This window comes from Planctopirus sp. SH287, from assembly GCF_056500625.1.
Genome location: NZ_CM151403.1, coordinates 3480098 through 3503843 on the forward strand (window position 1 = coordinate 3480098; position 23746 = coordinate 3503843).

A 23746-nucleotide genomic window follows, 5' to 3' on the forward strand; every position below is an offset into this window, starting at 1 on the left:
CCCGGCTGGAAGAACCTTAATAAAAAGCAAAGAACCCGGCTCTCTCCATTGGGAAAGCCGGGTTCTTTTCATCGAATGCCCAGGACAGGAATCGAACCTGCACGGGTGTTACCCCACTAGGCCCTCAACCTAGCGCGTCTGCCAGTTCCGCCACCTGGGCATCAAACGGCATTCGATTAATACAGAGCCAGTCGTTTCCATCTTGTGACGACGAAAACCGGCTCTCCAACAGATCTGCCTTCCAGCGATTTGCCATCAGGACAGGCTCGACGTGAGGAACATCAAGCACAAGGCTTGGCGAGTATATCGCCAGAAGATGCGATCGCAAGTCTCCCGAATGCGACCATGTGATAACGATTAGAAGGAACGTTTGAGGAATGTCCGGTTCTAACGGCAGAGACAACAGGAGAGATAGGGACACAAATCTGTGCAGCAGGTTCTGAATCTGTCGCTGGTAATTTCCCTAAAAAGGAGAGCCCAAGGTGAGGCATTGCTCTAAATGGCTTTGCATCAATCAGTTAAGAAACATTATCGATCCGATCCTTTATAGTTCCGCCCTGATGAATCTCTCGCTGGTCAATAAAAACGAGGAGATACCGACGGTGAATCGGGGCCAATTTCCGATTTTCGGATGCTTTTCGGATCTCTGCACGGTTTTCCCTGCCTCAGTCAGTTGGCGAATCCGGATCAATCGATTACAGTCAGCGATCCACAACAGGGGACGTGCCCATTACCGGGCATGCCGTCAGTCATTTTCCTCTGAATATGAGCAAATCCGATGAGTTCAAAGGCCGAAGGAGCTGTTTCGTGGTAAAGTTGCGGTTGCGCGAAAATGAATCGATCAATGATGCCGTCAAGCGATTCCGTAAACTGGTTGAGCATGCAGGCATTAAGAAGGAAATGCGCCGCCGCGAATACTACGAAAAGCCGAGCGAAACCAAGCGCCGCACTCGTCGTCGCGCTGATCGCCGTGCAAAAATGCAGCGAGTCATGAGCTCGTAGTCGACAGGCAAAAGATACACAGAGACTCTCCCCGGCTCGCCTTGTTGGCGAGCCTTTTCTAATACATGAATTAGCCAATTTCAGGCTATTGGCTGGCTGGGCAGGTTCTGTCCAGCCAGTCTCCGCTTTGTGTCAGAAAGAGTTCCCGGCACTGGTCGAACTCCAACGTGTGGGCTGCATTTTCATAAGTGTGCAGTTCCAGCGAATTTCCCTGCGTGGCATGACTCTCTTTTAGTAGAGCCAGTGTGGCATTGTTATCAACAATGCGATCCTGCCCGGCCAGCGCAATAAACAATGGCATATGCGTCTCAGTCACACCACGACGAGCCATCGTGCCCAGATCTCCATGCCCGAGAAGAAATCGGACGGTCACTTCTTTAAGTGCCTTCTGATCATTGGCAATCATTTTTTGGCTGGCTTCATCATGTGTAAAATTCTGAGGTTCCAGACCGCGAATTTTCACCAGTCGATTCGCTTTTCCCAGCCGATGCGCCAGTTGTAACAAGCCCTTCTGGATCAAATTTGGCTGAATTCGCGGACAGATGCCGGGGTAGAGCAGCATGGCTGCCTGAACGGATTGAGGCCAACGATCCAAATAGGCGGCGGCCAACCGCCCTCCCCAACTCAGACCTGCCAACACAACCTGCGGCTGAGGAGACAGAGATGATGCCGAGATTGCTGAGTTTTTTTGCCCGCTCACACCGCTCTGCCATGCTAATTGGCGACCTTGCTGCACGAATGCCGCGACATCAAAGAGCCAGCGATCGGGATGTGTTACGTCTCCCCGGCTGGCGGAGTTTTCTCCAGAACCTCTTCGATCAGGGGCCAACACCGTCCAGCCTCGCTGGGCCCAATAGGAGCAAGAGCGAAAATACCAGGCCGAATGACTTTGAATCCCGTGGAGCAGAATCAATGTTCGCCCGGTCTTTTGGGCGGGTTCCCACAATCGGTAGTGAACCTGATATCCATCCGACATGGCCAGTGTTTTTGGCTCTGGAAGCCATGCCGTGTTTTGTTGTTCTCCCTGAGTATTTAACGACTGCCCAAGCATAATACCCTCTTTGAACAAAATGGCATCGATACTCCCCTTCCCGGAAAATCGACGAAACTCCGGGTGCCCTGAATGATTTTTCCGGACGTTGCCACAGGAGGGAGTTTCCTGCAATCCCAATCATGATGTTCGCATCTCGGGGGCGGGCCGTATGTCGAGCGGATTGCAACTTTGGATCACAGCAGCCATCTTCATGGAAACGGCTGTTCTTGATGAGATGGCCGCCAGGCAACAACAGAGACCGCCCGACAATTCAGGAAAACGCCTGTGCCCCAACGGATTGCCCTCGTTATTCCTACGCTCGATCAGTCGGGAGCCGAAAAGCAATTATCGCTTCTCGCCACTCACCTTCCCCGTGATGAATTCACCTGCGAAGTGATCGCTCTGACTCGTGGCGGCCCCTATGAAGCGACTCTCCGCGATGCAGGTATTCCTGTCACGATTCTGGGAAAACGCTTCAAATTTGACCCCTGGGCCTATCAGCAACTGAAGCAATCGCTCGCAAGATTCCAGCCCGAGATTGTGCACACCTGGCTGTTTGCTGCGAATACCTATGGGCGTTATGCGGCTGGCATTGTCCCACAATCGAAAGTAATTGTCTCAGAGCGATGCGTCGACTCCTGGAAGGCTGGCTGGCAAAAGTGGTTTGATCAACGATTGATTTCGCGAACCGATAAACTGGTTGGTAACTCACAGAGTGTGGTCAAATTTTACCGCGAATTGGGAGTGCCTGACGACAAGCTGGCCTGCATTCCGAATGGTGTTGAGCCTCCTGCCTCTACGACGGCGACACCAGACGAAAAAGCCCGGTGGAGGAAAGAATGGGGCTTCCCTGAAAACGCTTTTGTGGTCGGCTATGTTGGCCGCATTGCGCCGCAGAAAGCTGTTCAAGACATCATCTGGGCGATGGAGACGCTACGGCAAATCCGTCCTCAGTGCCGACTGATCATTGCCGGCGATGGCCCGGAACGCGCACGGCTTGAACGTCTTGTCCACTCAATTCACGGTGAAGAACATATCCGTTTTGCAGGGCATGTTTCTCAACCCGAGTCCCTCTATCGGCAGTTCGACGCTTTCTGTCTCGCCAGCCATTTCGAGGGAATGTCGAACAGCCTGTTGGAGGCAATGTCGATGGGGATTCCCTGCGTGGCAACACAAATTTCGGCCAATGAAGAACTGATCACCCACGAGAAAACAGGGCTTTTATTTCCTGTCGGTGATGCGATCGGCATCATGCAGGCACTTCGGATCCTGATCGACGATCCCTCAACCCGGCAACAACTTGGTCAGGCTGCGCGTCAACAGATCGCTGAATCGTGGAGTGTCGAAACGATGGTTCAGAATTGGATCAAAATCTATCGTGAAGTGACCCACCGCATCGATCCGGTTCAGAATCCAGAACAGCCTCCCTGAAACTGAACAAACGCACCAAACAATTGCCTTTTTTGCGAAGAATGTATGGTGACTCGCTCTACGGGATATCAAAGAGTCGTCAGTTCGTGAGAACAGCGTCACTTTGACGACACCGAGAGAGCCGTTTATGCCTCTATCAAAGCTTCAAATTTGATTTGGCAGGGAAATCGCTCGGTTTGAACGGAGCAGTAAGCCTACTGCATTGTCAAAGCCTAAAATTCGGGTCTCTTCTGTTGTTAAGTCCGACAACGGAGGACGTTGCGGCGACATCAACCCGAAGACAAAGCCGTGACACGGCACTACGCTCGCGGTCAAAGACCGTCAGGACAGAGGGTCGTATCAACTGAGCTTGTTGAATCTTCAACAATCGATGCATCGTGAGAGACTTTTTTCCCACGCTGATTCCCATGAACACGTAAAATCTCGTGTCAGTACGATGCCATCGCTGAAAGAGACCAGCTCTGGGCTGGTAATTTCAGTCGTTCCTGGCAACAGACGATCATTCGCCCTATCAGCAATTTGGCAGACGATCACGGTTGGCCCCGGAAATACTGTTCGCTGGCATAGAAAATGCCCTGATATCAATTCCTCAATAAGCAAGCTCGCTTGAGAGGTTCTGACGACTGGGTGATTTCTAAGCTCAGGGTTATCCATAATGAAAAAACCGCAGGAGGTGCTCCATGGCTCGCAATGATGCAGTGGCAAAAATCAAGAAGCACCTGATGTTACAACGCGAAGACCTTCGCTCGAAGATTGCCGAGGAAATGGGTCTGGCCTTTGCGCCCGATGATGGTATCAACGATCTGGGAGAAACTGCCGCTCAGGTTGAGCAATCAGAGCTTCACACTCAGCTGGCTGCTCTCGAAACTCGAGAATTGGCACAGATTAACAAGGCGCTTGTCCTGATTGACCAGGGCCAGTACGGCATCTGCCAGAAGTGTGAAAAAGCCATTGCTCTGGCGCGATTGCAGGCTGTCCCGTTTACCACCGTTTGTGTGGATTGCCAGAGACGACAGGAAGACTCTGGTGAACTGGAAGACGACGTTTACGCCGTCGACTGGAGAAAGGCTTACGACCACGAACGTCGTGAAAATACGACCGAATATAATGTCCGAGATTTTGATCTGGCTTCCGAATAGCCTGACTGGCTTCTGAAAGGTTTGATCCTCCAGAGCCAATAGCCTCCACCTTTGATCGGCAACGTAGCGGGGCAGTCATCCATGATGACTGCCCCGTTTTGTGTTTTTAAGAGGGACGATTTGATGCAATAACGCTCGTCTGTCATGAACTTTGTACGTTTTCTGGAAGCTTTACATATCACCCTCTTACATCAACAAGGTTTGATCAGTAGACTCGCTGGCACGGAGAAATTTCCGTTCGCCACCTGATCTTCCTGTGATTCTTCGACTGACTGGAGCGAGCTTTAATGACGCAAGGTGATGTATTTGCTACTGATAATAACCGCCGTGATTTTCTGAAAACAACAGCGGCACTCGCTGGCGCGACGATGCCTTACTGGGCCATGACCAATTCCGTCCGTGCCCAGCAAAGCCCGAATGAACGTCCCGTTTTGGGCTGCATTGGGACTGGCGACCGCTGGCATCAGATCATCGGAGGTGCTCTCAATCATTCCGATGGTGTGGCTGTTTGCGATGTCGATAAAACCCACGCAGAACAGGGCCGCGACAAGATCAGGCAAATTCACGAAAAACGAAAGGTTGATCGCGAGATCGCCGTTTTTGAAGATTATCGCAAGCTGCTCGATCGTAAAGATATCGACGTGGTGACCATTGTGACCCCGGATCACTGGCACTCGAAGATCGCGATTGAGGCGATGCAAGCCGGCAAAGATGTCTACTGCGAAAAACCACTGACCCTGACCATCCATGAAGGGAAGCAGATCGTCAAAGTGCTCAAGGAGACCAAGCGTGTCTTCCAGGTTGGCACACAACAGCGCAGTGAAATGGGGCTGAATTTCCTCAAAGCGGTGGCCATGATCCGCGATGGCCGGATTGGAAAAGTTCAGAAAATCACCTGCGATATCGGTGGAGCACCGACCAGTGGAGAAGTCCCTGTTGTGGCTGTTCCCCAGGGATTGAACTGGGACATGTGGCTTGGACAGGCACCGCTGACCGATTTCCGCTTCAAAGAAAAAGAAAACAGCAGGTGGGGCAACAGCCGCTGCCACTATGAATTCCGCTGGTGGTACGAATACTCCGGCGGCAAGATGACCGACTGGGGCGCCCACCATGTGGACATCGCCAGCTGGGCGATTGAAATGGATTCCAGCGGGCCAACATCGGTTGAAGGTGTATATGCCAAGCATCCGGTCGAATTCAAGGAGGGTTGGCCACAGCAGGATGACCGCTATAACGTGGCCAGCGACTTTGACGTCAAAGTCATGTGCCCCGGCGATATCGAAATGCACATCGTCAGCAAGTCGAAAGACGGCAACGGGATTCTCTTTGAAGGTACGGAAGGCCGCTTCCATGTGAGCCGTGGCGCCATGAAGGGGAAACCCGTCGAGGATCTCGCGACGAATCCGTTGACCGACGAGATTCTGACAAAGCTCTATAAAGGGAAGAAGCCCGGCAGTCATATGGGCAACTTCTTTGAGTGCATTAAGGATCGCACTGACCCGATCTCGGATGTTTATTCACATCACCGGGCGATGACCGTTTGCCATCTGGCGAACATCGCAATTCGCACTGGCAAGAAGATCGATTGGGACTCCCAGAGTGAAACCATCACCAACGATGCGGCTTTGAATCAATGGCTCTCCCGTGAACAGCGCAAGGGCTATGAAATCAACGTCACCGTCTAAGCGCCTGTCCGAAAACACTCCCTCTCCCGCCTGCGGGAGAGGGCTGTCTTTTATACATAAATTTCTTATTCCTTTGAGCAAGCGGCACGGCATTGACACCATCAAGGGGTGATGACCAGATCAACCCACGGGAGTTCCGGCCTGGGATAAACCTGCTCATCGGAATGACTCCTTTGCGTTCTTCGCGCCTTTGCGGTGAGTCAAAGAATTTTTACCGCGAAGAAAAGAAGAGCGCGAAGGAATTCGGAAGAGATCGAGGGGAGTCGAACGGTATGGGGCGGGAGCCTGCTCTATGACTTTTGAACAGCATCAATCCCTTGAATTCCCTCGGCTGCATGCCAGATATTGAGGTAACGGCCGCAAGGTGCTATGGGCCACCCATGCCAATTTCATGGTGCGGTTCAGGTGGCGAAAAAGTTGTGTATAAACGACAGGGGAGAGGGCCGGGGTGAGGGCTGATGAACCAGCCGAGCCTCCAAAGCCAAGACCAATCCCCTCCAATCTTTCTCCCTCGGGGAAAAGGATTTGAGGGTTTCCGGACAGACTCTAAAAGAGTCTCTTTCCCGACTCGCAAAGTCAGATCAGCCCATGGCTATCCAGCAGGGGCTGATCTCTTTTTTCAATTTGGCTTTCTCTGTTTTGATACGATCAAACACTGATGTTCCTGACGTCACTTTCATTCTTGTTGATCACGCCTCATGACAGCCGCAAGCATACTCGCACCTGAAAAAGCCGCTCATCACCCCCGCGGCCTGTTCGTCACCGGGACAGATACTGATGTTGGCAAGACCTATGTCTCCTGCCAGATTCTGGAACAATTGCGGGCCAGGGGACACACGCCGGGGGTTTATAAGCCAGCGTGCTCGGGTGTGATTCCCCCGAGAGAAGATTGCGATCAACGTGAGCCAAAACGTGAACCGAGATGGCACGATGTCGAAGAACTCTGGAAGGCTTCTGGCGGCCTTTATCCCAGATCCCGCATCGCCCCTCAAACGTTCCTCGCGCCATTAGCTCCACCGCTGGCTGCTGCTCAGGAAGGCCGAGCGGTCTCACCGACTTTACTGCTGGACGGGGCTTCCTGGTGGGCCGAACAAACTGAGTTGCTGTTGATTGAAGGGGCTGGCGGTCTCTTCGCTCCTCTTTCTGACACCGATCTGGTTCTCGATCTGGCTGTCGATCTTGGCTACCCCGTGCTGATCATAGCCCGGCCGACACTGGGCACGATCAACCATACGCTGCTCACGATCAACGCCATCCGTCAACGAGGACTGCCAATCGCTGGCGTCATTTTCACTTCGGCATCAGAATTCAATTTGTCCGATGCTGCTGATAACGCACGATTGATTCAGCAGTTTTCGGGGGTTCCCGTTTTAACCACGCTTTCACCTGACCAATCCCTTTCGGCAGAAGTTGATTGGTCGATGCTCTTCGCGCGATCGACTGCGCATTGAGAGATGCCTTCGTGCCATGCTTGCGGCTTTGAGAGCAAGCATGCTCTGTGAATTGATGAAAAATCGGCATCAAACGAACATCCGGCATGCTCACAGAGCCGAGAGCATGGCACACAGAGCGCTATTTCAAACTGAAATGCGTACTACAGAGCGAAATCTGTCATAATCCAGCAAAATCGCCCCGCACTTTCCCGCGGAAATCAGGTGTTCTCTTGTTAGCATGGGAATACGACTTCATTGCCGTCAGGAACTTGGCCGTGGGCCAGCTGTTATAGGTGCGTGGGATGCCATTCGAGATCGTTTGTGAAGCCTGCCAGCAGCCCTTTCTCGCGGAAGAATCTGGCGTCGTCGTCGAGTGCCCGGAATGTGGTGCTCATCTTGAAATCCAGGACGATGATCCAGCACAACCGGCTGCCGCCTCCTCAGAAGCAGGCACATTGGACGTCACCAGGTTGACTGCCAGTTCAGCCTCTTCGGCAGAGGCCCCACATGGCTCGGCTCAATGTTTGCCTCATTCACCTCTCAAGCCCTCGAGCCAGTCACAGGATCTTCCTTCATTTGATTTTGCGAAAGCCCCCACCGCTTCCCCTGGGCCTAACTTCGACTTCCTCAATCCCGCGTTTTCAACAGCCAGCCCCACCACGAACGAACAGCATTCATTGACCGGGTTTTCGCTTCAAACTCCCTCAGCGGCCACACAAACCCCCGTGCCCGACGAGAGACCGGCAGACCACCCGTTGCCAACGGTTTTTCAGCAAACGGAATCACCGCTTTCTGAATCACTGCATTCTGAATCACATGATGCCAAATCACTTGATATTGAAGCCATCCGCACTGAAACGGTCTTGCCGACTGTTAGCTCTCAGTCATCAATGATGTCGAGTGAAGATCCTCTGAATGCCATTTCAGTGAGCACCACTTCTGAGGGAAACATCCCTGCCGCTAGCATCACACTCTCCACTGCTGACGAATCTCATTCGTCGTCGGCGAAAGCAGACTCCGCATTGCCGTGTGACGTCTCGACGATGGAGGCCACCACTCACGAACACTTCTCCAATTCATCTCCGCAACTCGCTGAACTCATTCGACAAACGACGATCATCAGCCCCCCCGCAGTTTCAGAAACACAACCTGAGCAGGTTTCTGATGTCAACCATCAAGCCATTGACGACACGTTATCATCGCCTCACCCAGACACACCTGGTAGCAACCCGCCATTTATCAAACTGGACTCCAGCGCGAGCGACCAGATCGCTGGCACGTCGTTGACGGGGGAGTTCGCCAGTAAAGAGTCTCCCAACCAGCTTGGCATGGAGGGAACCGCACCCACCCAGCCTTCTCTATTGGGAGTTACTCCCAACGACGTGACTCTTCCCTGGCTGAACGGCCTTGGAGGATCAGCATCCGAAAGCGCCGCACTTACTGCCGGCCAGCTTCCTGTCAATCCAGGAAACTTTGGCGGATTTACGTCCCAGCCGGCCCCCATAGTTGATGGCCACTCCCCAAGTTTCATCAGCGTGGAAGACCAGGGCAATTCGGCTTCACCCCCGCCAGGCCCCGTTGTTTCTCTTCGGCTGTTCCTGTTATTGCTCAGCTATTCCAGTGCCGTCACACTGGCCCTGATCCTGGTCATTTTTCAATACATGCGACTGCCTTATCACCAATTGGAAAGCCTCCCGGACATTAAGCCTCCGACCAGTGGAATCAAGTTGACGCTGGTCAATCCCGACAATCGTGTGGCTCCAGGACACTTGTTAAAACTCGGACAATCGCGACGCTTCGGAAATATCGAAGTCACCCCGCTGCGAATCACACAGGGAACCGTCACGATTAACGAACCGGCAAAAGACTCGCAGGACAAGGCTTCTGCACGACAACGAACCAGCGAACCACTTTTGAAGCTGCATGTCCGCTTTCGCAATGTCAGCGACAATCAAACGATTATCCCTCTGGATCGCGACTTACTCTTTGCACGCACTGGGGGATTCAACAGCCGCTCAAATCAGTGGCTTAAGCAAAAAGACACACCTGCCAAAGAGACGGGAGTGATCTCGATGCTTGACGTTGATTATCTGTCGCATGAGACCATTGCCGATCAACCATTAGACGTCGCACTGGCACCGGGCGACTCGGTGGAAACGTTCTTCCCATCAGATGAAAGTGGAGCAGATAACATTGACGGCGAGATGATCTGGCGCATTCAGTTTCGCAAAGGCCAGAATCCCCAAACTGGCAATCCCACCACGACTCTTGTCGATGTGCAGTTCAATCCGTCGGCCGTTGAAAGAGAGAGTGCCGCTGGCTGACGAGTCAATCACATGCGGCCAGCCTCCATTGGATCTTGTATGGCTCCTGGTGAATTCTCTCCACGTCTGAAAGGGGGAGGTAAACAGTTAGCCAAGTCCGACAACGGAGGACGTTGCGGCGACATCAACCCCAAGACAAAGCCGTAACACGGCCCGAGTGAAATTCGCCGTAGCATCAGGTGAAAACCATGGATCTTGCCAGCCTTGCCAGTGCGTTGGGTCTTTCTGCAGCCAGCGGTCTCAACTCTTATATTGCCTTACTGACACTGGGTGTTTCTCAGCGAATGGGCTGGGTACATCTGGCTTCACCTTATGACTGGCTGGGAAATGAATATGTCCTGCTCGCCATCGCTGTTGTGGGTTTGATTGATGCGATTGGCGATAAGATTCCCGCGATTGATCATGGCCTCCATTCGCTGGGCATGATCATTGCGCCGATCGCTGGAGCGATCCTGTTTGCCAGCCAGACAGGTGCCTTGGGGCAGGTTCACCCTGTGATATTGCTCGCTGCTGGTTGTCTTGTGGGTGGTGGCGTGCAGCTTTCTCGCACACTCTTTCGCCCTGTCGTTACCACCTCGACCGCTGGAACGGGCAACCCGTTCATCTCGACCCTCGAAGATGCCATTTCATCAGTTCTTTCCTTGCTGGCGATCTTCGCCCCGGTCATAGCGGGAATTCTTGCCTTATCAATCATATTTTTAACGGCATGGTTTCTTCTGAAGGTCTGGAGAATTGTTCGTCGCAAAGATCAGCCGCGATCGATTCCCCAAAAAGTCGAGTAACCCATCGGCTTGCTCTCTGGTCATCGACACGCAACTGACGGCAAGCATCGAGCAACAAGTCAGGACGCAGAAAAATTGCTGCGGGGGAAGCCGCCACCGTCAGGTCAGCATACTTCCGCAAGTCGATCATTTCCGAGGCCGTCAGTTCGTGCATCCGGCAAAGCTCGACAAAAAGATCCTGTGGTGACTGCCGTACCGCACGCTCCCCCAGTTGAAAACGATCCACCAGATACAGCATCAGCCACATCAGTAGGACACCGCCGACTGCTCCCCAGAACCAATAAGTATTAATAATGGCCAGCATCATGGTTGATGCTCCTGAGAATCAACTCCTGACCTTTGAGGCGGTACTTTCTTATGCGAAGCACCTTCGACCGACGGAATGTTGTCATTAGAAATCGAATGAGGAAACCATCCCAGTAAAGCAGCGGCATCCGCCAACATGCTGTCCCCGGTAACGTCGTTCTTTAATGCAGGCATCGTTTCACGTAAACGGCGATACGCTGCCGACGCAGCCTCACGGACGCGAACGCTTTCATCCTGTGCCAGATATTGCAGTGCCATGATCGAATCAAGGTGAGGGATCTTGGCAATCATATCGACAAACGTCCGCCGAACTAACGGGTCGTTGTCACTCAGCATTGCCATCAACGCCGGCTGCAATTCCTGTTCAAGTGCCAGTCGGTCGATTGTCGCTAAAGCCCGAAGACGACGATGCCGGATCGGATGGTGCAGTTCCCTTTCAAAAGAGCGATGGGCTTCATTATCCACTTCAAGCAATAACCGCCCCGCATGCTGACCAATTTCCGGCGTCATACTCTCATACAATTCCAACATGCGTTCGACGTTAAACCACTCCTTCAGTTCCACCTTGGCAGCCTGTCGCACGTCCTTGTTGGCGCTTCGTAACTTGCCAATAAGCAGTTTGGCTGAATCGGGGAATTGATGGATCTTTAACTGACTGCACGCCCAGGCAGCCACGGCGCTATCAGCAGAATCCAGACTATTGCGGACAACTTCTTTAACCCGCGCGCCATCATGCCGGGATGCACTGGCGGCAGCAACATCACGCCCCTCCAATGTGCCGTAATGCAAGAGCCAGTCCTCGACCCGCCGGCGGTGTTCGCGCAACAGTCTGGTATGGCTCATCAGTTGTATCACACTGGTTTGATGCTCTGCCGGTATCCAGGACAGGTCTAACGGGTCACACATCAGCCAGGAAATATGGCCAATTTGACGCAGGTTCTGGAGCATTTTTGAAGAAGTGGTCTTCCCGACCGCCTTCAACAAAGCAACAACAAACTCAGGATCGCTACGTTCCTGAACTGCATCCAAAGCGCGTGGATGAGGATAACTGTGCCCTAAAGATCCGATCACCGCCTGGAAGATTCCCGGATGTGTCCCATTCAGCATCAACCGACGTACGACATCACGAATACCAGGATTTGACGACCAGAGAACACGGCGAACTTCGGGAGAATCGTCCCTGGAGACAATCAGCATGCACTCCACCAGCAGTTCGCGGACGGCTTCTTTCTCAGGGCGAATATGGTCGACTTCAAACTCTAAGGCAGCAGAAATTGCCCCCACAATTTTTGGTCGATAATGTCCCGCCAGTGCAGCTAACGTGGGATGCAGTCGCTTTTCGCTTCCGTGCTCGGTCAATTCATGCAATTGCCACGACATTTCTCGCAACGTCGCAGCGGCTTTTTCCTCGATCGATCCCCCAGTGATAGAAGCCACCAGCTCCACCACTGTGGGGCCAGGCTCAAACGTCTCACAGAAACGAATCGCATCCAATGCCAGTAAACAATGATCAGGAGATCCGTGGAACAGCATTTGCCGAAAAGCAGCAGAAAGAATTTCGGCATTTGCCCGAATTTTCTCTGCGAGAACATGTGAGGGACGCGCGGCCGAAGCAATGACCGCCATATGGGCCTGCAAATTCCCGCGAAGCAACAAAGACTGAACGCAGAGATCCTCGATACGCGACACACGACTTTCCAGCCCTGAAGCCAGAATCTCAACCGACTGGCTGCTGGCAGCGAGATCAAGCAGCATCATTGTGCGTAATAGCGGGTCAGGCATGATTTTACGACATGTTCGAGGAATCACTCGGAACCACTGCAGGAAAATCCCTACTTGTACCCGCCGTCAAATCAGACGGAATCAAAACCCTAATACGTGCCATGCTTGTGGCTCTGAGCAAGCATGCTCTGCGGTCTTTTCAGGATCAATGCCAAACGCAAGTCCGGCATACTCACTCAGGGCCGCCGTGAGCAATGGGCATGGGAGTCATCAATCCGAAGCATCCCCCCGCGCAGCTTGAGCAAAGCCAGAATGACGCTTCTCACAACAAGCAGCTAATGACGGAATCCAATCAAAAACACCCCAAAGAAAAACGGAAACAATCCACTTCAATTTCATCGGCAAACACAGGATTCAACGGCAGAATGATTCGGCCAATCACTCTAACCGTTAAAAGCAAAAGACCTCGGCACGTAAAAACGCACCAAGGTCTCTCAAAAATCACTTGTCAGCCAGACTACTCAGCAGCAGGAGTTTCTACTGGAGCAACAGGGGCCGTTTCTGCGGGGGCTTGAACTTCAGAGGAAGCTTCAGGTTCACTCTTCACAATAGGTGCAGCACGACGTTGGCGCTTCAGGCGATCATTCTCGCCGACAAACTCAACCAAAGCCTGGCGACCAGCATCACCCAAGCGGAACTCAGCCAGGCGGACAATTCGCAGATAGCCACCCTGACGATCAGCAAATCGGGGAGCCAAATCATCAAACAGAATTTCCAGAGCTAGCTTATCACGAAGAGCGGAAAAAGCTCGGCGACGCAAAGCCACAGCGGGAGCAATCGCATTCACCCATCGTTGCCACTGCTCAGACTGACGCCATTCGCGCCAGGCATCAGTGTTACGCTCAGCAGTTGTGGCAAATTCAGCGGCTGCAGCTTCAGCGATGGCAGCACGCTTAGCCAGTGTAATCAGCTTTTCAACTTGTGGACGAAGCTCTTTCGCTTTCTCCAGAGTCGTAATAATACGACCAGGAACCTTTGCTTCGCCATCCTTCCCTTCGGAACGGACAGTCAAAATCAGGCTCACACTCATGTTGCGAAACATGGCATGACGATGGGACGCATTTCGGCCAAGTTGGCGGCCAGCAATTTTATGACGCATAATTCTTCCTGATGTCTCTCACGGGCAGAGCCCGGCATGTTGGATATGTCAAAAACAAAAAAGCCTAAGGTGCTGCTTCAAAATGATGATGAGCAACACCATAGGCTTTTAATCACATAGCATTAAACTCGAGCTGAGCCGGGAAGTTTCATGCCCAAACGAAGGCCAATTGTCCCCAGTCGTTCGCGAACTTCAGTGAGAGTTGTCTCACCAAAATTACGAACCTGCAACAACTGATCTTCTGACTTGGTCACGAGATCACGGACAAAGTTGATCCCTTCAGACTCAAGACAATTGGTAGCACGAACAGAGAGGTTAAGCTCAGCAAGGCTTTGTCCCAGCTTCTCTTCAAGCTCAAGATCAACGGGAGCATACCCCGTAGCTTCAAGCATATTACGCAACCCGCCCTCAGGGAACATTTCAGGGCCAGGCTCACGATACGTAATGAACGGATTAAGGTGCTTTCGCAGAATCTTGGCAGACTCCACGAGTGCTGACTCAGGAGTCACTGTCCCGTTAGTCCAGATCTCCAGGATCAAACGATCGTAATTCGTTCGTTGACCGACGCGAGTTTCTTCAATCAGATAACGGACACGAACCACAGGTGAAAAAATGGCATCCAAAGGAATTACGCCAACTTCCTGCTCAGGTCCGTGATGGTCGGCGGCGGGAATATAACCACGGCCATTCTCGACTGTCATCTCAAGATAAAGCGGCACATCATCGGTCATGGTGGCAATAACGAGATCTTTATTGATAATCTCAACTTGATCATCAACAATAATATCGCCAGCGGTTACCACCCCGCGTGTTGTTTTCTCAATACGAAGGGTCTTCGTCGAAGGACTATGGTTCTTAACCACAATCGCCTTCAGATTAAGAACGATCTCAGTCACGTCCTCAACAATCCCGGGGATTGTCGTGAACTCATGCTGAACGCCTTGAATCTTGACAGAGGTAACAGAGCTACCTTCAAGGCTTGAAAGCAGAATACGACGGAGACTATTACCAATGGTCGGGCCGAAACCACGCTCAAAAGGCTCAACCGTAAACTTGCCATAAGTTGAACTCAGCGTCTCACGCTCAGGCACCACCCGGCTCGGCAATTCCAGTCCACGCCAGCGAATCCGCATCTGTCACTCTCCAAGCCAACTCACAGAACACTGCCACAGGTAAAGCATGTGACAAATTAAGAGAAACCACGTTGCCGTAAGATACCGATTCGCCGAATTTGAAGATCAAATCATCAATCAAACGCGACGCTTCTTAGGTGGACGACAACCATTGTGAGGCAAAGGTGTGACATCTTCGATAGAACGGATAGAAATCCCCGCCCCCTGAAGACCAGTGATGGCGCTTTCACGACCAGAACCAGGCCCCTTCACCCGAATTTCCATTTCACGAACGCCAAACTTGGCTGCCCGTTCGGCACAGGTTTCCGCAGCTCGTTGAGCAGCAAACGGAGTACTCTTACGACTCCCCTTAAAGCCAACGGTTCCTGCGGTCGCCCAGCAAAGAACATCACCATTGGCATCGGTAATGGTCACTGTCGTGTTGTTAAAAGTTGCGCGAATGTGAGCAATGCCACGATTCACATTGCGACGAACTTTACGACGCTTGGTCTTTGCCACGCTCAAATCCTTCGGCGAAACGATCCGCCAACTGACATAATCAAAACAATGCCCTGGCGAACACTTTGCTCAAACCAGCCAAATCAGACAGAAAAAGCTACAAAGCACAAATCTTAGTGCTTCATGTCCTTAACACCCTTCTTACCAGCCACAGTCTTCTTGATACCCTTACGAGTACGTGCATTAGTGCGTGTGCGCTGTCCACGGCATGGCAAACCACGACGATGACGCAAGCCGCGGTAAGACTGAATATCACGCAACCGCGAGATGTTCTGCTGAATACTGCGGCGAAGAGAACCTTCGACCAGATAATCTTTATCCAGCATCGCAGAAATACGAGCGAGATCATCATCGCTCAACTCACGCGCCTTGCGGTGAGGGTCAATCTCAAGCTTGAAACAAATCTCGAATGCCCGAAAATCACCCACCCCGTACAAGTACTGTAACGAGATGTAAGTGGGCTTATCGTTGGGGATATCCACACCTTGAATACGAGGCATAGCGAAATACTCTCTAGAAAACTGCTGAAATCGATTTCAAAATGAAACAGACCGACAGGCAAACTCTAACCCTGGCGCTGCTTATGACGAGGGTTCGTCGAGCAGATCACGTAAACGCGACCCTTACGCTGAACCATTTTGCAGTGCTCACAGATGCGCTTAACGCTTGTCCGAACCTTCATGATACACCCTATTTTGCTCGCAGCTTCCAAGGAAGCTCAACAGTCTAATCGCGACAGACTGCTCTCGCAATCCAACACCGTGTTTTGTCAAGTCGAATAATTGGCACAGCGATGTGATTAACAGCTTAACAAATGCGAATCACAATTACGCGGCGTTATCAGATTCCAATAGGCCGCGGTAATTTCTCATCACCAAGTGGCTATCGATCTTCTGCACCAGATCCAAAGCAACAGACACGCAAATCAAAAGACCAGTGCCGCCGTAGAAGCTGGCAACAAGGGGATCGATTCCTAGTGCATTCGAAATCACCGTGGGAATGATTGAAATCAGACTCAGAAAAGCAGCCCCAACAAACGTGACCCGAACCATCACCGCTTCGAGATAAGCCGCTGTTCGACCACCGGGACGATATCCAGGGATAAAGCTCCCATAATCCTTAAGATTATTTGCCATATCCTTCGGGTTAAAGGTAATGGCCGTCCAGAAATAGCAGAAGAAATAGATCAGAGCGATATACAGCAGGTTATAAACAAACCCGCCATTGTTCTGGAGAGTCCCCTCCGCCATGCGGAAAAAACCGATGGTGGGAAAAAACTGAGTAAGAATCTGGAAAAAAAACATAGGGAACAGAAGCAGACTGGAAGCGAAAATGATGGGCATCACACCTGACTGGTTCAGTCGAAGCGGCAGATAGGAGCGTTGCCCGCCGGCAACAGAACGACCACGGACGTGCTTGGCGGATTGCACAGGAATTTTACGCTGTGCCTGTGTGATCGCTACCACGCAAACAATGACACCAACAAACAAAACCGCAAGAAGCAAAAACTTCTCAATGCCTGTCTGGCTGCCGAGCTTGACCCCATTTTCAAAAGCGGGGCCGACGAGAGACTGAGCTGCGGTCGGCATACGGGCAAGAATACCAGCCATAATAATTAAGCTGATCCCGTTCCCAATACCATATTCATCAATTTGCTCACCAATCCACATCAGCAACATCGTGCCAGAGGTCATCGTGAGAGTGCAGATCAACTGAAAATAAATGCCACTATACGCACCAAGAAGCAAACTTCCTTCATTGCCAAGCAAACCGTTGGACACAGCTAACTGGCGTATCCAGAAAAAGCTTTGTCCGAGTGCAATAAAGACAGTCGCGATTCTTGTGTACTCGTTGATCTTCTTGCGACCAGCCTCACCCTCTTTTTGTAACTTCTCTAAAGGAGGGTAAACAGTGCCCAGCAACTGAAAAATAATCGAGGCCGAAATGTAGGGCATGATCCCCAAACCGAAGATCGTACTCATGCCGATCTGGGTACCGGAGAAGAGCGAGATCATGCTCATCACACGACCCATCCCGTCACTACCTTGAGCCTGAATTGTCTCTTGGAGTTTCCCCTGGTCAATAAATGGGAGGGGGATAAAGCCGCCCATTCGGTAAACGGCTAACAACACAAGAGTCAGCAGAATCTTCTGACGCAGTTCCGGAATCCGAAAAATCATCGAGAGTTGACGAAACATCTTCGACATCCCATACAAAACTGCGACGCGTGCTCTGTCACCAGATCACGCGTCTTGAAGAGCATCATCATTGTACCGCAATTAAAAGGTCACCCTGGACGCGTCAAAGGCCTGAATTGCGACGTGTGTCAAAACACCTACTTTAGACAATCCTGTTAACACTACCACCGGCAGCGAGAATTTTTTGCTCAGCAGCAGCGGAAAAGCGATGTGCAGTAATTGCGAAAGCTTTTGTAAGTTCACCATCTGCAAGGATCTTGACCTGATCAAAGCGACCCTTGGCCAACCCCTTGGCAGACAAACTTTCAACAGTGATCTCATCACCTGAATTAAAGGCTGATTCGACAGCACTCAAGTTAACTTCAGCGATAGACAAGGCGAAGAAATTATTATTAAATCCGCGCTTAGCAATTCGTCGCATCAAAGGCTTTTGACCACCTTCGAAACCCAGACGACGCTTTGTACCACTTCGACTGCCTGCGCCTTTATGGCCGCGACCAGAGGTCTTGCCGTGACCTGAGCCAGGCCCGCGACCAACGCGTTTCCGCGTCTTATTACTAACGATACCAATATGGACATCATGAAGCATCATGATTAGATCTTGACTCCCCGCAGCCGCGCCACGTCTTCCCGAGTACGAAGCTGTTCCAACGCCGCAAACGCTGCCTTAACAGCATTCAGTGGATTACTTGACCCACGAACCTTTGTAAGAATGTCACGCATACCGAGCGACTCAGCAATGGCTCTCAAGCTGGAGCCGGCAATGATACCAGTACCAGGATTGGCAGGCATAAACATCACTTGGCTGGTGCCATAAGTCCCGATAACGGTGTGTGGGATTGTCCCATTAACCAAGGGAATCCGCACCATTTTCTTATTAGCTTGCTTAACGGCCTTTTCGACAGCCAAAGGGACTTCGACCGCCTTACCGTAGCCATACCCAATACGACCGTTTCCATCGCCCACAACAACCAAGGCTGTAAAACTGAATCGGCGGCCGCCTTTGACCACGCAAGCGCAACGGCGAATTTGAACAACTCGCTCAGGTGATTGATTCTGTGTTTCTGAGCTCACTCGAATTCTCCGGCTACCGCAATGTCCATGACATACCGAACATCAAAAACAGCAATGACACAGCGACAGTCGCTTCTCACAGCCGATAAATTTAGAAAGAGAGACCTGCTTCACGTGCAGCTTCAGCGAGAGCAGCCAATCGTCCGTGAAAACGATATGAACCACGATCAAAAGCAACCTGGCAAATGCCTTTTTCGACAGCCCGCTGCCCAAGAACCTTACCAACAGCAGCGGCTGCTTCGCAATCACTACCAGACGAACCAGCAGATACAGACTTATCGACTGTAGATGCAGAAACTAATGTGGCGCCTGCAACATCGTCAATGATTTGCGCGTAAATATGCTTGTTACTACGAAAGACAGACAAACGGAGCCGACCAGCTGATCGAACCCGATTACGTACATGATACTCGCGTCGCTCTTTTTGCTTAGCCGTTCGCTTAATCAGCTTCATGACAATACACCCGACTTAACCAGAACAAAAACAAACGACGGAATATTGAAAACAAATCTAAAGCATAAATGCCTTAGCTCATAGCCTTGCCGCTCTTACGTCGGACACGTTCATCACTGTAGCGAATCCCCTTGCCTTTGTAAGGCTCAGGCGGACGAACACTACGAATGTCAGCTGCAAATTGGCCAACAGCTTGACGATCAGCGCCGCGAATAATGATATGTGTTGAATCAGGAAGTTCGCAAATCACACCAGCAGGAACTGTCAACTTAATTTGGTTGGCAAAGCCAACCTGCAACGTTAACACTTTCCCGCTCAACGCTGCTTGATAACCAACTCCCTGGATCTCAAGCTTCTTTTCCCAAGGCTTGTCAACGCCAACAACAAGGTTGTTCAAAAGCGCACGAGTTAAACCATGCAACGCACGACTTTCCCGTTGATCATCTGGACGGTCAACCAATAATTGACCATTTTCAAGCTTGGCACTGACGCGAGGGTGAAGAACAAGTGACAATTCGCCACCTTTCCCCTTGACGGTGACCTTACCATCCACTGCCTGAACGGATACGCCGGCAGGAATGATAATAGGCTTTTTTCCAATTCGCGACATAATAACAAACCCTGGCAGCAATCAAAACTTAGAGAGATATGACCGAAAGTCTTCGTGTAACTGAATGCATGGAAGACATACAATCAACTACCAAACAGTGCAAAGTACTTCACCGCCAAGACTCTGAGCACGGGCTTCCCGATTACTGAGAACACCTTTGCTAGTTGAAACAATTGCAATACCCAAACCCTGTAACACATTTGGCAACTGCTGGACACCAGAGTAGACCCGCCGACCTGGCTTACTGATTCGCTTGATCTGCTGAATCACACGTTCACCGCTAGGCCCATACTTGAGACTAATACGAAGAACATTGCGAGGGGATGCCTCGATAACTTCCGATTCCCAGATGTAACCTTCACGTTGTAGAACGCCAGCAATTGCCAGCTTTTCACGTGAAAAAGGGATGTCTACGAAAGGACGTTCGCATGAAACTGCGTTACGAATCCGAGTCAGCATATCGGCAACCGGGTCGGTCATCATAGCGAACAAAACCTTACTGCACAGATCACAGAAACTTACCAGCTAGCTTTTTTGCAACCAGGAATCAGGCCATCTAAAGCCAGGTTACGAAAGCAAATACGACAAATCTTAAACTTACGGTAAACAGCGCGAGGCCGACCGCATAACTGACAGCGATTTTCGCTACGGGTAGAGAACTTGGGAGTTCGCTTGGCTTTTTGCACGTGAGCCGTTGTGGCCATAACTTAAATCTTAATTAGAAGACCAAAAGCAAACCATTGTACACAATCCAGACTAGTCTTTCCGGAAAGGAATTCCAAGCCTGCGCAAAAGTAAACGCCCCTCATCGTTATTGCGAGCGGTCGTCACCATCGTGATATTCATACCCTGGACAAAATTAACTTTGTCTGGGTTAACTTCGGGAAAAACCAATTGCTCAGTTAAACCCATGCTGTAATTACCGCGACCATCAAAACCACCCGGGTTCACACCGCGAAAATCTCGAACTCGCGGTAAAGCAAGAGTAATCAGACGATCGAGAAACTCATACATTCGCTTACCACGAAGAGTGACCATACAGCCAATCTCCATGTTCTCACGAAGACGAAAGCCAGAAACAGCCTTACGAGACTTCGTGATCAGCGGCTTTTGACCGGTAATCTGAGCCAGATGTGAAGCCGCTTCATCAAGTCGCTTTCGCTCCCCAATGGCTTTACCGAGACCCATGCTAACAACAATTTTAGTGAGCTTAGGCAACGAAAGAACGTTATCTCGACCCAACTCAGTTTTTAAGCTGGGAAGAATCTCAGTCTGATAACGCTCCATTAACCTTGACATGGGAACCGCCTACTTCTGAAGCAAACTGAAAACAGAGAGTTAAATTAGCCTTGCTGAACAGCTCGCTTAGGGGCTGGGCTGATCACACCAATACTGGCATCACACTTCTTGCAAAAACGCTCTTTTCGACCATCCTCAAGCACACGCATACCAACACGAGTAGGCTTCGTACATGCACTACAGAAGAAGGCAACGTTAGAAGATGCAATTGGCATCTCACGTGATAGACGACCGCCTTGAGGACTTTTAGGATGGCCGCGACGGACATGCTTGAAAACGCGGTTAACACCTTCAACGACCAGTTTATCACCAGAAGCAACTACAGAAAGCACTTTGCGTGGAGTTGCTGATGCATCATCACCGGTAAGAACTACTACTGAATCACCCTTGCGAATACGCATGCTAAACAACCTCCGACGCAAGACTGATAATTTTCATATAACGGCGCTCACGGAGTTCACGAGCAACAGCACCAAAGATGCGAGACCCCTTAGGGTTACCATCGTTATCAACAATAACAACAGCGTTCGAGTCAAAACGAACGTAGCTGCCGTCAACTCGTCGAGATGGTTGCCGGACGCGAACAACAACTCCCTTGACGACCGATCCGGATTTCACCGATGAACCAGGGAGAGCTTTTTGAACAGCAAGAACAATAACGTCACCAAGTGTGGCAGTACGTTTTTTAGAACTCCCCAGCACCTTGATACAGCGAGCTGTCTTAGCTCCGGTGTTATCAGCGACATCAAGCATTGTCTGCATCTGAATCATGACAAAGCACTCTCAAGACAATACAGTAAACTATGTGCGTAAAACTAAACAGCCGGAGCATCAGTGCTAGAAATAGCACCACTCTTGACAACACTCACAAGAGCCCATCGCTTCAAGGCTGACAAAGGGCGACTTTCAATAATCTCTACTGTATCGCCAACATGACTGACATTGTTTTCATCATGAACGTGACAAACAGTACGTCGACGAACAGTTTTGCCGTACTTAGGGTGACGATAAATGCGTTCCACTTCAACCCGGCGAGTTTTACTCGCTTTATCACCCGTGACTACACCAACAACTCGCTTACGCATTACTTGCCCCGCTGCCAGCCAAAATCAAAAAACCAGAATTAGTTAGTAAGCTCACGAAGACGAATAACCGTCTTAATCCGAGCAATCTCACGACGAGATTGACGTGATAAGCTTGGGGTTTCCAGCTTTTCAGACGCAGCTTTACATCGTAGATCAAATAAAGATTTTTGAGCTTCTACCAACTGGAACTCCAGTTGCTCAGAAGTCATTTCACGAAGCTCACGCGCCTTGGCCATGAAAGCACCAGCCCTATCAGATACTAAAAACAGACAGACCTAGACCTTAATTGTCCGGCCAACAAGACGAACCCTCAAAGGAAGCTTATAGGCAACACGTGCGAAACACTCGCGAGCCGCTTCTTCTGATACTCCGGCAAGCTCAAATAAGATTTTTCCAGGCCTGACAACCGCAACCCAATGATCTGGTTCACCCTTACCTGTACCCATACGAGTTTCAAGCGGGCGTGCAGTCACTGGCTTGTTAGGAAAAATGCGAATGTAGAGCTTACCTTCTCCACGAACATACTGCGTAGCAGCAATACGGCATGCCTCAATCGTTGTACCCCGGATGTGGCCAGGTTCAAGAACCTGAAGACCCCAATCACCGAAAGAAACGACCTGACCGCGTGTTGCATTACCTTTTACGCGACCTCTTTGCTCTTTGCGGTGCTTGACCCGCTTGGGCATCAGCGCCATAGCTAGCTTCCTCGTTACTGTATTCGCCCAAGTCGATCCAAACCTTAACGCCGATAATACCCATCGTCGTCTTAGCAACAGCAAGACCATAATCGATATGCTTTTGCAATGTCGAAAGAGGAATTGATCCGCGGATGGCTTTCTCGGTTCGAGACATTTCTGCCCCGCCCAATCGGCCATTCATTTCAATCTTAATCCCTTCGACACCTGCTTCCATCACCTGGTCAAGCGAACGCTTCATTACGCGACGAAAACTGCCACGCTTAACCAACTGCTGGGCAATATCCTCAGCAACCAGCACCGCACTGCGATGAGGCTGATGAATCTCTACAATTTTAAGCTCCATACGGCGACCAGTCAGGTCTTCAAGCTCAGCCTTGAGCCGATCAACCTCCTGGCCTTTTTTTCCGATGATAATACCGGGGCGAGCCGTATGCAGATGAACAATCACCTGATCGCGAGTACGCTCAATCTCAATTCTGGGAATGCCAGCGAACTCGTATTTCTTTTTAACAAAGCGACGGATCTTTTGATCTTCAATCAGCAGATCACCGAATTCCTTCTTCGTTGCATACCAGCGGCTACGCCAGTCTTCAACGATACCGACTCGGAAACCTGTTGGCCGAACCTTTTGACCCATTGCTGGTCTATCCTTCTGGCGTAAAGAACTTGATGCTTACGCCA

29 protein-coding genes and 1 tRNA gene are annotated in these 23746 nt (G+C 50.9%); 7 read left to right on the top strand and 23 right to left on the bottom strand.

Going from position 1 to position 23746, the window contains the following annotated elements; translation table 11 throughout:
• Window positions 1-76 precede the first annotated feature (76 nt).
• Window positions 77-160: transfer RNA gene (locus tag SH287x_RS12885), tRNA-Leu, on the bottom strand.
• 647 nt (window positions 161-807) lie between these two features.
• On the opposite strand from SH287x_RS12885, the gene rpsU reads away from it, so the two are divergent.
• Window positions 808-1002 carry a 30S ribosomal protein S21 gene (rpsU, locus tag SH287x_RS12890; protein WP_479514718.1) on the top strand — a complete coding sequence of 65 codons (195 nt, stop codon included), beginning with the start codon at window positions 808-810 and terminating at the stop codon, window positions 1000-1002.
• 85 nt (window positions 1003-1087) lie between these two features.
• Here rpsU and SH287x_RS12895 read toward each other — a convergent pair whose 3' ends face one another.
• Window positions 1088-2053 carry an alpha/beta hydrolase gene (locus tag SH287x_RS12895; protein WP_479514719.1) on the bottom strand — a complete coding sequence of 322 codons (966 nt, stop codon included), beginning with the start codon at window positions 2051-2053 and terminating at the stop codon, window positions 1088-1090.
• Between the two features lie 267 nt (window positions 2054-2320).
• Between SH287x_RS12895 and SH287x_RS12900 the strand changes: the two genes are divergently transcribed.
• The 6 genes from SH287x_RS12900 (at window position 2321) to SH287x_RS12925 (ending at window position 10829) form a co-directional block, all read left to right on the top strand.
• Entirely contained in the window at window positions 2321-3466 is a 1146-nt protein-coding gene (locus tag SH287x_RS12900) for a glycosyltransferase (RefSeq protein WP_479514720.1), read from the top strand.
• Window positions 3467-4146: 680 nt separating this feature from the next.
• Window positions 4147-4605 carry a TraR/DksA family transcriptional regulator gene (locus tag SH287x_RS12905; RefSeq protein WP_479514721.1) on the top strand — a complete coding sequence of 153 codons (459 nt, stop codon included), beginning with the start codon at window positions 4147-4149 and terminating at the stop codon, window positions 4603-4605.
• Window positions 4606-4892: 287 nt separating this feature from the next.
• The gene (locus SH287x_RS12910) at window positions 4893-6290 is read left to right on the top strand and encodes a Gfo/Idh/MocA family oxidoreductase (protein WP_479514722.1); all 1398 of its coding nucleotides are present in this window, start codon (window positions 4893-4895) and stop codon (window positions 6288-6290) included.
• Between the two features lie 698 nt (window positions 6291-6988).
• Complete coding sequence (gene bioD, locus SH287x_RS12915; RefSeq protein ID WP_479514723.1) at window positions 6989-7741, top strand: dethiobiotin synthase; 753 nt, start codon at window positions 6989-6991, stop codon at window positions 7739-7741.
• Window positions 7742-8025: 284 nt separating this feature from the next.
• Window positions 8026-10047 carry a hypothetical protein gene (locus tag SH287x_RS12920; protein WP_479514724.1) on the top strand — a complete coding sequence of 674 codons (2022 nt, stop codon included), beginning with the start codon at window positions 8026-8028 and terminating at the stop codon, window positions 10045-10047.
• 188 nt (window positions 10048-10235) lie between these two features.
• Complete coding sequence (locus tag SH287x_RS12925) at window positions 10236-10829, top strand: DUF4126 domain-containing protein (protein WP_479514725.1); 594 nt, start codon at window positions 10236-10238, stop codon at window positions 10827-10829.
• On the opposite strand, the gene SH287x_RS12930 is transcribed toward SH287x_RS12925, so the two are convergent.
• The 21 genes from SH287x_RS12930 to rpsC form a co-directional block, all read right to left on the bottom strand.
• Window positions 10738-11136 (bottom strand): hypothetical protein, encoded by a 399-nt coding sequence (locus SH287x_RS12930; protein ID WP_479514726.1) that lies wholly within the window; start codon window positions 11134-11136, stop codon window positions 10738-10740. The genes SH287x_RS12925 and SH287x_RS12930 overlap by 92 nt on opposite strands.
• A complete protein-coding gene (locus tag SH287x_RS12935) occupies window positions 11133-12917 on the bottom strand; it encodes a HEAT repeat domain-containing protein (protein WP_479514727.1) in 1785 nt (594 codons plus the stop codon). Before SH287x_RS12935 ends, SH287x_RS12930 begins: the two co-directional genes overlap by 4 nt.
• Before the next feature lie 457 nt (window positions 12918-13374).
• Window positions 13375-14016 (bottom strand): bL17 family ribosomal protein, encoded by a 642-nt coding sequence (locus SH287x_RS12940; RefSeq protein WP_479514728.1) that lies wholly within the window; start codon window positions 14014-14016, stop codon window positions 13375-13377.
• Window positions 14017-14138: 122 nt separating this feature from the next.
• Window positions 14139-15149, bottom strand: a complete 1011-nt coding sequence (locus tag SH287x_RS12945) for a DNA-directed RNA polymerase subunit alpha (RefSeq protein ID WP_479514729.1) — start codon at window positions 15147-15149, stop codon at window positions 14139-14141.
• 117 nt (window positions 15150-15266) lie between these two features.
• On the bottom strand, window positions 15267-15647 hold the full coding sequence (gene rpsK, locus SH287x_RS12950; protein WP_479514730.1) for a 30S ribosomal protein S11: 381 nt from the start codon (window positions 15645-15647) through the stop codon (window positions 15267-15269).
• A 113-nt stretch (window positions 15648-15760) separates the two neighbouring features.
• Window positions 15761-16147 (bottom strand): 30S ribosomal protein S13, encoded by a 387-nt coding sequence (gene rpsM / locus SH287x_RS12955; RefSeq protein ID WP_479514731.1) that lies wholly within the window; start codon window positions 16145-16147, stop codon window positions 15761-15763.
• A 65-nt stretch (window positions 16148-16212) separates the two neighbouring features.
• Window positions 16213-16329: a 50S ribosomal protein L36 gene (rpmJ, locus tag SH287x_RS12960; protein ID WP_479514732.1), complete on the bottom strand. Its 117-nt coding sequence runs from the start codon at window positions 16327-16329 to the stop codon at window positions 16213-16215.
• Window positions 16330-16474: 145 nt separating this feature from the next.
• Window positions 16475-17845 (bottom strand): preprotein translocase subunit SecY, encoded by a 1371-nt coding sequence (gene secY, locus SH287x_RS12965; RefSeq protein ID WP_479514733.1) that lies wholly within the window; start codon window positions 17843-17845, stop codon window positions 16475-16477.
• Window positions 17846-17987: 142 nt separating this feature from the next.
• Window positions 17988-18437 carry a 50S ribosomal protein L15 gene (rplO, locus tag SH287x_RS12970; RefSeq protein ID WP_479514734.1) on the bottom strand — a complete coding sequence of 150 codons (450 nt, stop codon included), beginning with the start codon at window positions 18435-18437 and terminating at the stop codon, window positions 17988-17990.
• 2 nt (window positions 18438-18439) lie between these two features.
• On the bottom strand, window positions 18440-18919 hold the full coding sequence (rpsE, locus tag SH287x_RS12975) for a 30S ribosomal protein S5 (protein WP_479514735.1): 480 nt from the start codon (window positions 18917-18919) through the stop codon (window positions 18440-18442).
• Between the two features lie 91 nt (window positions 18920-19010).
• Window positions 19011-19367, bottom strand: coding sequence for a 50S ribosomal protein L18 (rplR, locus tag SH287x_RS12980; protein ID WP_479518707.1), 357 nt, complete (start codon window positions 19365-19367; stop codon window positions 19011-19013).
• A gap of 79 nt (window positions 19368-19446) precedes the next feature.
• Window positions 19447-19983 carry a 50S ribosomal protein L6 gene (gene rplF, locus SH287x_RS12985; RefSeq protein WP_479514736.1) on the bottom strand — a complete coding sequence of 179 codons (537 nt, stop codon included), beginning with the start codon at window positions 19981-19983 and terminating at the stop codon, window positions 19447-19449.
• 87 nt (window positions 19984-20070) lie between these two features.
• Window positions 20071-20466 carry a 30S ribosomal protein S8 gene (rpsH, locus tag SH287x_RS12990; protein ID WP_479514737.1) on the bottom strand — a complete coding sequence of 132 codons (396 nt, stop codon included), beginning with the start codon at window positions 20464-20466 and terminating at the stop codon, window positions 20071-20073.
• Window positions 20467-20501: 35 nt separating this feature from the next.
• On the bottom strand, window positions 20502-20687 hold the full coding sequence (locus SH287x_RS12995) for a type Z 30S ribosomal protein S14 (protein WP_479514738.1): 186 nt from the start codon (window positions 20685-20687) through the stop codon (window positions 20502-20504).
• Window positions 20688-20739: 52 nt separating this feature from the next.
• Window positions 20740-21282 carry a 50S ribosomal protein L5 gene (gene rplE / locus SH287x_RS13000; RefSeq protein WP_479514739.1) on the bottom strand — a complete coding sequence of 181 codons (543 nt, stop codon included), beginning with the start codon at window positions 21280-21282 and terminating at the stop codon, window positions 20740-20742.
• Window positions 21283-21326: 44 nt separating this feature from the next.
• A complete protein-coding gene (rplX, locus tag SH287x_RS13005) occupies window positions 21327-21683 on the bottom strand; it encodes a 50S ribosomal protein L24 (protein ID WP_479514740.1) in 357 nt (118 codons plus the stop codon).
• 1 nt (window position 21684) lies between these two features.
• Window positions 21685-22053, bottom strand: coding sequence for a 50S ribosomal protein L14 (gene rplN, locus SH287x_RS13010; RefSeq protein WP_479514741.1), 369 nt, complete (start codon window positions 22051-22053; stop codon window positions 21685-21687).
• Window positions 22054-22097: 44 nt separating this feature from the next.
• A complete protein-coding gene (gene rpsQ / locus SH287x_RS13015) occupies window positions 22098-22367 on the bottom strand; it encodes a 30S ribosomal protein S17 (protein WP_479514742.1) in 270 nt (89 codons plus the stop codon).
• A 38-nt stretch (window positions 22368-22405) separates the two neighbouring features.
• Window positions 22406-22603, bottom strand: a complete 198-nt coding sequence (gene rpmC, locus SH287x_RS13020; protein ID WP_479514743.1) for a 50S ribosomal protein L29 — start codon at window positions 22601-22603, stop codon at window positions 22406-22408.
• Between the two features lie 39 nt (window positions 22604-22642).
• Complete coding sequence (rplP, locus tag SH287x_RS13025) at window positions 22643-23062, bottom strand: 50S ribosomal protein L16 (protein ID WP_479514744.1); 420 nt, start codon at window positions 23060-23062, stop codon at window positions 22643-22645.
• Window positions 23001-23702: a 30S ribosomal protein S3 gene (rpsC, locus tag SH287x_RS13030; protein ID WP_479514745.1), complete on the bottom strand. Its 702-nt coding sequence runs from the start codon at window positions 23700-23702 to the stop codon at window positions 23001-23003. Before rpsC ends, rplP begins: the two co-directional genes overlap by 62 nt.
• Between the last annotated feature and the right edge of the window lie 44 nt (window positions 23703-23746).